At 43.5% G+C, this 12,842-nt stretch carries 10 protein-coding genes; 4 read left to right on the top strand and 6 right to left on the bottom strand.

Annotated features, from left to right (window positions below):
* Positions 1-39: 39 nt before the first annotated feature.
* The 3 genes from ACWM1W_RS05210 to ACWM1W_RS05200 form a co-directional block, all read right to left on the bottom strand.
* The gene (locus ACWM1W_RS05210; RefSeq protein WP_005234940.1) at positions 40-1,065 is read right to left on the bottom strand and encodes a substrate-binding domain-containing protein; all 1,026 of its coding nucleotides are present in this window, start codon (positions 1,063-1,065) and stop codon (positions 40-42) included.
* Positions 1,066-1,259: 194 nt separating this feature from the next.
* On the bottom strand, positions 1,260-2,642 hold the full coding sequence (locus ACWM1W_RS05205) for an amino acid permease (RefSeq protein ID WP_208462060.1): 1,383 nt from the start codon (positions 2,640-2,642) through the stop codon (positions 1,260-1,262).
* Between the two features lie 44 nt (positions 2,643-2,686).
* Complete coding sequence (locus tag ACWM1W_RS05200) at positions 2,687-4,402, bottom strand: alpha-keto acid decarboxylase family protein (protein WP_208462059.1); 1,716 nt, start codon at positions 4,400-4,402, stop codon at positions 2,687-2,689.
* Between the two features lie 139 nt (positions 4,403-4,541).
* Here ACWM1W_RS05200 and ACWM1W_RS05195 point away from each other — a divergent pair, with 139 nt between their 5' ends.
* The gene (locus ACWM1W_RS05195; RefSeq protein WP_034170074.1) at positions 4,542-5,015 is read left to right on the top strand and encodes an Lrp/AsnC family transcriptional regulator; all 474 of its coding nucleotides are present in this window, start codon (positions 4,542-4,544) and stop codon (positions 5,013-5,015) included.
* Between the two features lie 53 nt (positions 5,016-5,068).
* Here the strand turns inward: ACWM1W_RS05195 and ACWM1W_RS05190 are convergent, their stop codons facing one another.
* The gene (locus tag ACWM1W_RS05190) at positions 5,069-6,499 is read right to left on the bottom strand and encodes an aldehyde dehydrogenase family protein (RefSeq protein ID WP_208462058.1); all 1,431 of its coding nucleotides are present in this window, start codon (positions 6,497-6,499) and stop codon (positions 5,069-5,071) included.
* 304 nt (positions 6,500-6,803) lie between these two features.
* Between ACWM1W_RS05190 and ACWM1W_RS05185 the strand changes: the two genes are divergently transcribed.
* Positions 6,804-7,856 carry a Rieske 2Fe-2S domain-containing protein gene (locus tag ACWM1W_RS05185; protein ID WP_175967275.1) on the top strand — a complete coding sequence of 351 codons (1,053 nt, stop codon included), beginning with the start codon at positions 6,804-6,806 and terminating at the stop codon, positions 7,854-7,856.
* An 87-nt stretch (positions 7,857-7,943) separates the two neighbouring features.
* Here ACWM1W_RS05185 and ACWM1W_RS05180 read toward each other — a convergent pair whose 3' ends face one another.
* On the bottom strand, positions 7,944-9,476 hold the full coding sequence (locus ACWM1W_RS05180; protein ID WP_208462056.1) for a pyridoxal phosphate-dependent decarboxylase family protein: 1,533 nt from the start codon (positions 9,474-9,476) through the stop codon (positions 7,944-7,946).
* A gap of 3 nt (positions 9,477-9,479) precedes the next feature.
* The gene (locus ACWM1W_RS05175) at positions 9,480-10,853 is read right to left on the bottom strand and encodes a diaminobutyrate--2-oxoglutarate transaminase (protein ID WP_005234927.1); all 1,374 of its coding nucleotides are present in this window, start codon (positions 10,851-10,853) and stop codon (positions 9,480-9,482) included.
* A gap of 475 nt (positions 10,854-11,328) precedes the next feature.
* Here ACWM1W_RS05175 and ACWM1W_RS05170 point away from each other — a divergent pair, with 475 nt between their 5' ends.
* Positions 11,329-12,033 carry an SIMPL domain-containing protein gene (locus ACWM1W_RS05170; RefSeq protein WP_208462055.1) on the top strand — a complete coding sequence of 235 codons (705 nt, stop codon included), beginning with the start codon at positions 11,329-11,331 and terminating at the stop codon, positions 12,031-12,033.
* A gap of 166 nt (positions 12,034-12,199) precedes the next feature.
* The gene (locus ACWM1W_RS05165) at positions 12,200-12,796 is read left to right on the top strand and encodes a phosphatase PAP2 family protein (RefSeq protein WP_208462054.1); all 597 of its coding nucleotides are present in this window, start codon (positions 12,200-12,202) and stop codon (positions 12,794-12,796) included.
* Positions 12,797-12,842: the final 46 nt, after the last annotated feature.

Raw genomic sequence — 12,842 nt, 5'->3', positions numbered from 1 at the left:
AAAGGCAGGTCGACCCTGCCATTGGCTATTTCCATACTTTTATTTAACAGCTTTACCCGCTTTGAAGTTTGCTAGTACCGCAGCACGTTCTTTGTCAGACATTGAAATCAGACCAGCTTTTTCAAGCTTAGAACCTTTACCAGATACTTTTTTGCTTACAAAGAATTCTGTAAATTCTTTCAAGCCTTTGATTGATTTAAGATGTTCACCTTTCACGTAGAAGAACAATGGACGTGATACAGGGTAAGAACCATTCAGAATTGTTTTCTCAGATGGAGCTACGTTGTTAACTGTCGCTACACGTAATTTGTCACGGTTTTGATCATAGAAACCTAAACCAAAAACACCGACTGCATTTGGAGATGTTTTTAAACGTGCCAGTGTTTCAGTGTAGTCGCCAGAAATTTCAATCACACGGCCATCTTTACGGAATGTAGAACATGCCTTTTTCTGTGCATCTTTATCTAACTTCGCAAATGCTTGGTAAGTTTCACAGCCAGCATCAACCATTTTTTCTTGGAACACTTCACGTGTACCGTGGTTTGATGCAGGAATCACTAAAGTGATTGCTTCATTTGGAAGTGTTGGATCAATTTGGTTCCAACGTGTATATGGGTTTGCAACCATTTTACCGTTAGATGGTAATTCAGCAGCTAAAGCAGCGAATACATGTTGTGGACGTAATTTGAATGCCGCTTTTTTAGCGTTTGATGCAAACACGATACCGTCATAACCTACTTTAATCTCAAGAACTTGGTTTACACCTGCTTTTTTACAAGCTGCAAGTTCAGTGTCTTTAATTTTACGAGATGCATTAGCAATATCGATAGTGTTATCACCAACGCCATTACAGAATTGTTTCAAACCACCCGAAGTACCACCAGAACCTACAACAGGTGCTTTAAATTGTGGGAATGTATTACCAAACTCTTCTGCAACAATACTCGCGTAAGGCAAAACTGTAGAAGAACCAGCAATTTGGATCGTGTCACGAGCTGCATTTGCAGTTGTTGCAACAGCTACCCCTGAAAGTGCCAACGCAATTGCGATATGATTGAAGCGCATTCTCATCTCTCTTTATTGATGCATTTATTGGAGTACGCCACTTTCTAATAAAGTCTTGTACTTTTTCGATACACGCATTTTGATTTTAGAATATGACAGCCGGGTTACAGCTTTATGACGGTTTTATGATAATTAATTCGTTATCTGCTCAAGACAATATAATAGAAAAAAGACCCTTTTCAGGGCCTTTCTATTTAAGTGGTGGGTTCAGTAGATTCAGGCAAGAGTACCGGTTTCCTGCGATATTTCATCACATACATCACCGTCAAAAACAGCAACCAGACCGGCACCAATGCAACGGCAATCTGCATTTCTTTGGTAAAGCTCATGATCATTAAAATCATGATGATAAATGAAATTGTCAGGTAATTACTCCAGCGGCCAAACAGGCTTGGGAATGCGGTCGTCTGCTGCTGTTCCTGCATGGCTTTTCTGAATTTCAAATGGGTCAGTGAAATCATCAGCCAGTTAATTACCAAAGCAGAAACCACTAGTAGCATCAGAATACCGAAAGCTTCACCCGGCATGAGGTAATTCATTAATACACAGATACCGGAGACTGCTGCCGAGAATAGAACAGCATTTACTGGGATACCCCGGCGGTTAATTCTCTTCAAAAATGCTGATGCATTACCTTGCTGGGCCAGACCCAACAACATGCGGGTATTACAATAAATACAGCTGTTATAGACCGAAAGTGCAGCAACCAGAACTACAAAATTAAGAACATTCGCCACACCATGACTGTTCAATGACTGGAAAATCATTACGAACGGACTACCGCCCTGCGCCACCAGATTCCATGGATACAGACATAGCAACACGCCAATGGCACCAATATAGAAAATCAATACACGGTAGACAATCTGATTCACTGCTTTTGGAATGGTCTTTTCTGGATTTTTGGTTTCACTGGCAGCAATACCAATCAGCTCAAGCCCACCAAATGCAAACATAATCACAGCAAGTGCCATCATAAAACCTGACCAGCCCTCAGGGAAAAATCCGCCATGCTGCCACAAGTTTGTCACACTGGCCTGACTGCCAACAGAACCGCTAAACAACAGATAGATCCCGAATCCGATCATGCTTAAAATGGCAATGATCTTGACCATGGAAAATATAAATTCACTCTCACCGAAGAATTTGACATTGACCAGATTGATGCCATTCATGAGCAGGAAGAATGCCAGTGCCGTGAGCCAGGTCGGAATCTCCGGCCACCAGAACTGAAAGAAAGTACCAATTGCACTCAACTCAGCCATACTGACTAAGACATAGAGCACCCAATAGTTCCAGCCTGAAATAAAGCCTGCTTTTTTGCCCCAGTATTTATTAGCAAAATAACTGAATGAACCACTAACCGGTTCATGCACCACCATCTCACCCAATTGGCGCATGATCAGAAATGCAATGATGCCAGCAATGGCATAGCCTAAAAGTACTGATGGACCTGCCAGCTGAATCGTATGTGATAAACCTAAAAATAATCCTGTACCGATCGCTCCACCTAAGGCGATTAGCTGGATATGCCGGTTGGAAAGCTGTTTTTTTAATTGATGATCTTCAACATCCATATTGTCACTCCTTGTGAACAATTTTTTTTAATTTCTACATTTTGCTAGATTGCCTTTTTGTAGAGAGGTGTATTCTGCTCAACCAGCTGCTTATAACCATATTCACCATAGTCATAGCGTGCCACGACTTCAGCAAACTGTTTTAAGCGTTGTGGCGCATCCATACGTGGGAGTTGCAGTTCAATCAGACATAATTTCTCAGCCTGATGAACTTGTGCGAGTGTACGCTTTAATTCTGCCGGGGTTTTCACTATATGAGCCTGATGCGGAGTATCAGCAGAAAAGACTTGAGCAAACTGGCTGTATTGCCAGTTCTGAATATCGTTGTACTTGGCATTTTCACCCATAATCAAACGTTCAATGGTATAGCCGCCATTATTTAAAATAAAAATTACAGGTTTTAAGCCTTCTCTTAATAAGGTAGAGAGCTCCTGAATGGTCAGCTGAATCGAACCATCCCCAATAAATAACAGATGACGGCGCTTCGGTGCAGCAAGCATACTGCCAAGCAAAGCAGGCAAGGTATAACCAATCGATCCCCAGATCGGTTGAACCAGATACTTAGCAGTCACAGGTAAAGTCAATCCTGATAAACCTGCATTGGCAGTGCCCACTTCTGCCACAATCACATCATCTTCCTGTAAGAACTCAGAAATTTGCTGCCAGAGTGCAGTTTGGCTAAGCGCAGTATTTTCTTCGATCTGTTGAGTTTGTAACGATGGTTTCGGTGCAGGATTAAAAGTACGTGGTTGATCATCTAAAGTCTGTTTTGAGATGGCTTGGACCAATTGAACTAAATCCAGTCCACTGATCATCTGCCCATCCAAGCAAAGACAGGAATCCGCCAGATACAACATATTTTGTGCGGATACACGATGTGAGAAAAATGCTGTGGCAACATCGGTAAAACGTGGCCCAATAGCGATCAGGCAGTCTGACTGCTCCACCAGCTGACAAGTCGATGCTGCGCTTGCTGCACCTGCATAAACGCCCGCATATAAGGGGTGACTTTCATTCATGATATTTTTGGCAGTAGACAGGCAGGTATAGGGAATCTGCATGCGCTCAGCCCAATTTTGCAGCATATCGGTAAGCTGGAAAATTTCTGCTTCATTGTCAATGAGCAGAACTGGCTGACGTGCCTGTTTGATGCGTTTGGCTATCCGTGTCGCAGTTTCTTGCAGAAGTTTTGGATCACTCTGTGGACGGCTCAGATCCAGAGGCTGCTTAGGCACTTTAATCTGGAGATGGGTAATATCCGATGGAAGCTGAATATGAACCGGTCGACGCATCAAAATACATTGCTTTAATACCCGGTCAATTTCACTCACTGCATTGGCTGGAGTCAAACGCGTCTGTGCCACGGTAAATTCGCGCATGCAGTTCATGATATTGTCATAATCACCATCGATCAGGGTATGGTGTAACAAAGCACCCTGTTCTACGGCATGTAAAGGCGGAATACCGGAAATATGCACCATGGCAACCTGCTCGGCATATGCACCTGCAATGCCGTTAATCGCGCTCAGGTCACCCACACCATAAGTGGTGAGCAAAGCACCGACACCATGCAGACGTGCATAACCATCTGCTGCATAGGCTGCATTTAGCTCATTACAGTTACCGATAAATTCCAGTTTTGGATCAATTTCGATCTGTTCTAAATAGGAGAGATTAAAATCACCTGGCACACCAAAAATATGCTGAATTCCTAGTTCTTGCAGGCGCTGATTAAGGTATTGACCAATTTCCATAAACATTATTATTTTCCCTATCAATTATTATGCTTCAATTACAGAATATTGCATTTCATTTTCTGATTTCGTGCATAATGCAAGTCACAATGATTCAAAAACACATAAAACGTGTATCGGATAAGGATTCAGTGCAATGGATGCAATGGATAAATTTGACTGGAAAATCATCCAGGCTTTGCAAAAAAATGGGCGCCTAACGAATCAGGAAATCGGGGATTTAATCGGTCTGTCAGCCTCTCAATGTTCTAGACGGCGTCAGCTGCTGGAGCAAAAAGGAATTATTTTGGGTTATAGCGCCTGCATTCATCCTGAAGCTTTGGGAATTGCAGTTTTGGCTATGGTTCAGGTCAATCTCAAAACACATGACGCAGCAGCCAAGATCGCTTTTCAACAATTGATTGAAGAAGAAGAAGCCATTCAGGAAGCTTTTTCTTTAAGTGGTGATGCAGATTTCATGTTAAAAGTAGGCGCTAAAAATCTGGAAATGCTGGCAAATTTTGTGACTGAAAAATTACTAAGCTGTAATTTTATCGGCCATATCAAATCTTATATTGTCTTAGATAAATTCAAGCAATTACATTTTGATTTTCAGGCTGCCCGCCCTTTATTACGTTAATATGTCTTAAAGCAGAAGAAAAAAGCTCAAGTTTAACTTGAGCTTTTTTTGATTTAATTTTTATTGATATAAACAATCTGCTGAATCGTATTTTCGAGCAGACCACTCAGTCCGAACTGGGCACCGATACCTGAATGCTTCCATCCGCCAAAAGGTACATGCGGGAAAATCTCACCATGCGTATTGATCCATGCCGTACCACAACTCAGCCGTTGAGCAAACTGCTGCGCCTGCTCCAGATCGGATGACCAGATTGAGCCACCTAAACCAAAATCCGTATTGTTGGCTTCAGTCAGTACTTCTTCAATATCGTGATAACGAATCAAAGGTAATACCGGACCAAACTGCTCTTCCTGTACCAGACGGCTATCTGGGCTTACCTTGGTCACAATCGTCGGTGCAATAAAATAGCCTGTATCCGGTAGATTCTGACCAGATGTCATGACTATTGCCCCTTCATCCCGGGCTTCCTGAATCATGGCCTGAACTTTTTGGTATTGCTTAATATTTTGTACCGGACCAAAAGTAGTCGTCTTGGCTAAACCATCTCCCAGAGATTGTTGCTGTGCGACTTTTACTAATTCCTGTGCCAGTGCATCATACTGGCTGTCATGCACATAAAGACGCTTCAACGCAGCACAGGTCTGGCCCATGTTGATAAAAGCTCCATGAAAGATTCGGACTGCCATTGCCTGAATGTCGGTATCTGGCAAAACAATGCCTGCATCATTGCCACCAAGTTCCAGTGTTAAATGCTTGAAAGTCGCAGCTGCGTTCTGCATGATTCTTTGACCAGTTGCGGTCGAACCGGTAAATACCACTTTAGCAATTGCAGGGTGACTGGTCAGCTTGGCCCCAACTTCGCCGCCTCCAGTAAGTATAGATACGACTCCAGGTGCAACTTCTTGCTGAATCAGCTCACCGAGTCGAAGGGTCGACAATGGGGTAAATTCTGAAGGTTTATTGATGACCACATTGCCAGCGCGAATTGCCGGCATGATATGCCAGACAGCAATCATTAAAGGCCAGTTCCATGGAGTGACCGATGCCACAATCCCTAAAGGCCGATGATGCAGTTCGATCCGTTTATTGGCATCATCCTGTAAGATTTCAGTTTCAATCTTGAGTTCTGCCTGATAGCGGGTCCAGGCAATGGCCCCACCGACTTCAAATTCAGCCAGCGCATAAGGTTTGCCCTGCTCCTGCACCACCAAACGCGCTAACTCTTCCCGATGTTCTTCAATACGATCCGCAATACGATGCAAGATTGACTGTCGCGTGGCATCATCCGTATTTTTCCATTGATGAAAAGCCTGCTCGGCACTACGGATGGTGTCTTCAATTTGTGCTTCTGAGGGAGAGGAACACAGTGCCAATACCTGCTCATCAGCAGGATTGATCACTACAAAACTTTCGGCAGCGCCTTGTATCATTTTTCCTTGAATAATACAGCCAACGGGTTGGGATACATGCAAATTAGTCATCTCTTCATCCTGAATCAGATATTTTTGTTGTTCCCTGACATTAGCTGATTTTGTCTGAATGGAGCTTGCATATCACATTAGGTATAAAGCCCTGAATACACATTTTGTGCATGGAAAATAGAAGAAGTATCTTTCGGTATACGTTTTTAAGCGCTTTAAATATCGCTTCCTTTAATTTTTTTGTCTATAGCTCATTCTTCCTTACATCCTGTTCGAATTTATGCAACAGGATGTCCTGATCTTTGAAATTTCGTAGAACATCACATTGGCCTATATTGAAATAAAGAATTACAGTGATAGCACCATGAACAGCACAACCATTCCAGTTTTCAATCCCGATTTACCGATTCACATGACATTTGAAGAACTTGACTGGCATCTCCTTGCTCAATATTGGTATCCAGTGGCCTTAGCCCGTGATGTCTCTGAACAGCCGTTAGGAACAATGCTTCTAGATATGTCACTGGTCATTTACAAGATGCAGGATGAACTGATCGTGGCCAAAGATGCCTGCCCGCATCGTGGTGTGCCCTTAAGTCTGGGAAAAAATGATGGTCAAGGCGTCGTCTGTCCTTATCATGGCTTGCGTTTTGGTGCACAAGGTAAATGTAACCGTATCCCTGCACATCCACAGCATAAAATTTCAGATCGGTTTCATTTACGGGCTTATGCCGCGGTTGAACGTTATGGTCTGATCTGGTGTTCACTGACAGCTGACAAAGACGCTGAACCGAATATTCCAATGATGCCTTATTGGAACGATGCAGATTATCAGCAACTGGTTTGCCCACAAGTCGACATCAAATGTTTTGCTGGCAGACAGCTAGAAGGCTTTATTGATGTAGCCCATTTTGCCTGGGTACATCCGGATACCTTTGGTGATCCGAATGATGTTGAAGTCCCGAATTACACACCAATAGAAACTGAATATGGTTTCAGTGCCGACTATATCAGCAGTGTTGGCCGTTATCCGATTGGGTTAGATCAGCGTGGTCAGGAAGATTTTAAATGGCTACGACATTTTGAAATTAGTCTGCCCTTTACCGCGACCCTGACCATTCATTTCCCTAATGATGCCAAACAGGTGATTATGAATGCTGCTTCACCGATGACCGCCCGTCAGACCCGACTGTTTGCTCCTATCTGTCGTAATTATGATAAAGACCTACCCGTCGAAGAAGCCTATGATTTTAATCTGAAGATTTTTGAAGAAGATCGCCTGATTGTCGAAAATCAGAAGCCTGAGTTTTTACCGCTGGACTTATCTCTGGAAGCACATTTCCCGGCAGATCGCAGCTCCAGCATGTACCGCAAACTGTTAAGGAAAAAAGGCTTTAGTCCTTTATTTGCAGCTTAATTTTATTTAAAAATCATTATCTATGTGTCAGCCAAATTCCAATAAAAAAGGAGATCTTAACGATCTCCTTTTTCACACCATCACAGCTTATGCAATTGGTGGTGTATAAGTACCGTCAGCGATGGAATCCTTGATTCGATCCGCTTCTGCAAGCACCAGTGCCAGCAGGTTCTTCACGTTTTCAAGTGTTGCCACCGGACTTAAAGTGGTCATTTTCAGAGATTGAACCTGACCGACTTTGGTGACGCCAATGTTCGCTTCACCACGCGCAAACAGTTCATCTGCGACGTTCTGGTTCAAGGCATCGACAAACTCAGCTGGATAGCCTGCTGGAACCACACGGAATAATACCGATGCAAATTGTGGCTCAACCAGAAGTTCCAGACCATCTGTTGCCTTGATGTAATCTGCCACTTCGCGAGTCAATTTTACGCCATGGTCGATCATCGAACCATAAAGCTCTTCACCCAGCGCTTCTACGGTCATCCACAATTTCAACGCGTCAAAACGACGAGTCGTTTGTAGAGACTTCGATACCAGGTTAGGAACACCGTGCTCTTCATCATAAGCAGAGTTCAGATATTCTGCTTCGTAGTGCATGAAACGATAGTTCGCTTCATCTTTCAGCAAGAACGCACCACATGAAATGGTCTGGAAGTAATGCTTATGGAAATCCAGTGTCAAAGAATCAGACAGCTCGATGCCATCCAGCATAGAACGATAGTCATTCGACAGGATCAGTGCACCACCCCATGCAGCGTCGATATGCATCCACGCGCCATATTTATTGGTGATTTCACGAATCTGTTTGAGTGGATCAATCGCACCAGCATCTGTAGTACCCGCTGTTGCGACTACACATGCCACGATTTTGCCTTCAGACTGAAGATGCGCCATGGTTTTTTCCAGCGCATCAACGTCCATCTGAGCATTTTCATTCACAGGAACAGTCACGACAGACTGAAAGCCCATGCCCATCATCGCCATGTTCTTTTGCACAGAGAAGTGTGCATTTTCAGAACAGATGACTTTGACGTTACGCATTGCATCCGCTGGGATACCATCACGCTGAACCGACCACGGATTACCGTTTTCATCTTTCCAGTTTTTCGCGATACAGGCATCACGTGCCAGTAATACACCCATCAGGTTGGATTGGGTACCACCAGAAGTGAACACACCTGCCTGACCTGAGCCATAGCCAACTTTCTGACGTAGCCAGTCAATCAGCTGCACTTCCATCAAAGAACCTGCCGGGCTTTGATCCCAAGAGTCCATTGACTGGTTAGTGGCATTAATGAGCACTTCCGCGATCTGGCTGGTGACCATCGTCGGGCAATGCAAATGTGCTAGCGAATGCGGATGATGTACTTTCAAGCTCTTGTTGAGGAATAGCTCAACCATACGCTCTAAAGATTTCTGTACGCCCAAGCCTTCTTTAGAAGGATTGAACGCAATTGCGCTACGCAATTCCTTGATGCTACCGCCGGTATACATCTTGTCGTTTTGCAACCATGCTGCAACCGCTTTGGTCGCCTGATCCATCGCCGACTCATAGTCAGCGATAGATGCAGCATCATTGCAGAGTAACGCTTTACGGTGTTCTGCAAAATCTACCATGAATTACGCGCCTCGAACTGCGACTAGAGCTTCAGCAACCGCTTTCTTGAAGCGAACCAGAACTTCTTCACACTCAGCTTGAGTGATGATCAATGGGCAAAGTAAACGGATTACTGTACCATTACGCCCACCTTTTTCCAGCAACAGTTTGTTGTTGAAACAAGCGGTTTGGATCGCTGCAGCCAACTGACCATCAGCAGGGAAAGAACCCATATGATCCGCTGGTTTACGCTCGTCGACGATTTCAACACCGATCATCAGACCGCGGCCACGCACGTTACCGATACATGGGAATTCAGCAGCCAGTTTTTTCAGTTCAGCTTGCAGGAAATCACCACGTTCTTGTGCATTTTGCGCCAGGTTCTGTTCTTTAATGGTATTGATCGTTGCAAGACCTGTACCCATCGCCAATTGGTTACCACGGAAAGTACCGGTATGACCAGCAGGTTGCCAAGCATCAAACTTACGTTTAATACCAAGTACGGCAAGCGGCAAGCTACCACCTACGGCTTTAGACATCACTACGACATCAGGTTCAATCCCTGCGTGTTCGAATGCAAACATTTTGCCTGAACGCGCAAAACCAGCCTGAACTTCATCAAGAATCAACACGATGTTGTGTTTTTCAGTCACTTCGCGGATTTTTTGCAACCATTTTACTGGTGCAGTTACCACACCGCCTTCACCCTGAATCGCTTCAAGGATTACAGCTGCAGGTTTGGTCACACCGCTTTCGACATCTTCAATGAAATTTTCAAAGTAGTAAGTCAGGGCATCAACACCGGCTTCACCGCCAAGACCCAGTGGGCAACGGTATTCATGCGGATACGGCATGAACTGTACACCCGGCATCAAACCGTTCACTGCATTTTTCGCAGACAGGTTACCTGTCATTGCCAATGCACCGTGAGTCATACCATGATAACCGCCAGAGAAGCTGATCACTGAGCTACGACCAGTAAAGGTTTTCGCCAGTTTAATTGCGGCTTCAGTTGCATCTGCACCTGATGGACCACAGAACTGCAAGCAGTACTCTTCTTGGCCACCTGGAAGATAAGAAAGAAGTGCTTCGGTAAAAGCATCTTTTAAAGGAGTAGTAAGATCCAGGGTATGCAATGGTAAACCGCTTGCAATTGTATCCTGGATACTTTGAATGACTGCAGGATGATTATGGCCTAAAGCCAACGTCCCTGCCCCAGCTAAACAATCAAGGTACTCAGTACCTTCAACATCGGTAACCCAGCAACCTTGTGCTTTCGCTATCGCTAACGGTAATTTACGTGGATAACTACGCACATTCGATTCCATCTGACTTTGGCGAGTCAAGTAGTATTCGTTTGTGGAATTGGTGGCAGGGTTTACAGAAGTAACGCTCATATCGAATTACCATCTCTGATATGGGTGAAAGAAATAAGTCTGGTGACGTTTGGTCCTTTGACTCGGCGCTTTATAAGGGTTCTAGCTAGCAGTTTTGTATTCGAATAACTAGGAGGCGGATGATACCGAATTTTTCAGGAAAATAAATAACTTTCAGTCACATTTTGTCCTAATCTTTATCGAAAAAAAACATCATGCTAATCCATCCCCTAAATCATCATCTTACAGTGTGACAGTAGAAAGAAAAGCGTGTTCTTTTATGCTTTTTTGTAGCGCAGGCGGCATTTGGGTAATTAATCTTAAAATTATTCATTAAGTATTTAATTATTAATAATAAATATAAATTAAATAATGAGATAAAATTAAAGAAAATTTAACACTCTTACGACAAATATTTCGTAAAAAGATCACAATTGAGATTTAATATTTTAACAACGGCCTAGATGGCCAATTTTAAGAAAAACAGGACAATTTCATGCGTCTCTTAGCACTTACCAATTTAATCCTTGCCAGTAGCCTCGCCACAGGCGCATTTGCAGCTCCTGCCGAATCTCTGAATTATAATGTTGTTAATCTTTCGGCAGAGGCCAGCCGTGAAATCTCAAATGATGAAATGCATGCTGTGCTTTATATTGAAAAATCCAACAAACAACCAGCTGAACTGGCCACTCAAATTAACCAGCTGATGAATCAGGCGATCGCCACAGCACGCAAATATCCAACTGTGAAAATCGAGACTGGGGCACAAAGTACTTACCCTATTTATGACAATGACAACCGTAAATTGAAAGAATGGCGTGGTCGTGCCCAAATTCGTCTGGAATCGAAAGATTTTAAAGCGACATCTCAACTGATTGCCGAATTACAACAGCACTTCCAGACCCAGTCGATTAACTTTAAAGTATCAGACGAAAAGCGTAAAAAAGTTGAAAGCGAACTGATAATTGAAGCCACCAAAAACTTCCAGCAACGCGCACAGGCACTCACGCAGACCTGGAACAAACCGAGTTATCAACTGGTGAACTTAAACCTGAATACTAACAATTATTCACCACAGCCAGTACCGCGTATGGCCATGATGAAATCTGCATCGGCTGATATGGCGGTTCCTGAGCAGGAAGTTGCGGCGGGTGAATCGCAAATGACCGTCAGCGCGAATGGGGCGATTCAGTTTAAATAAGACTTCATTATATTCCTCGGACTTTTAAGAACCACTCTTTTGAGTGGTTTTTTTATCATGTGAATATTCTCTGAAAAATCAATGCTACAAATTCATACAAACTCAGATATGAATTGAGCTTTGATCGGTTTAGAGTAACGGACATTTGTGTCAACCCTCTCTCCTCATGTCACTCGATCAATTGAACCTGTATCTGTTTCATCTTCTCAATGTACCTGACCAAGCCTCGATCTGGATGATTAACTATGCCAGTCTGATAGCGCATGATCTGGTGTATGTATTCCTGCTGATTTTTGCTATTGCCTGGCTGCGTGGTAGTCATGAAGTAAAAACCGGGATTATTAAAGCTGCAATCTTCACAGCAATTACCTTGTCGATTAGCGAGGTATTATCTACCGTTCTAAACACACCTCGCCCTTTTGTCATGGAAGTTGGCCGAACTTTGATTGAACATGCGCCTACAGGTTCATTCCCAAGCAACCACATGAGTATTTTCAGCGGGATTGCCTTTGCCTATTATTTCTCAGCACAACGTGATTTGGGACGAATCCTGCTCTGGACTGCTTGGCTGGTAGCCTGGTCACGGGTTTATGTGGGTGTACATTTTCCGATTGATATGGTGGGAGCATTCCTGATTGCTTTAGCAGTCAATCTTGCCGGCTTACCGCTCTGGTGGAAATATGAGAATAAAATCATGAGCTTTATTTTCAGTATTCATCAATTCCTGTTTAAGCCTTTTATTCGAATGGGATGGATTAAATAAACTTAATCCAAATGTCATAAAAAAATCCCGCTCGAAAGCGGGATTT

This window comes from Acinetobacter sp. TW_SC_4 (genome assembly GCF_054861205.1).
The sequence above is the reverse complement of the archived record's forward strand: the minus strand, read 5'-3'. Positions and strand labels throughout refer to the sequence as shown.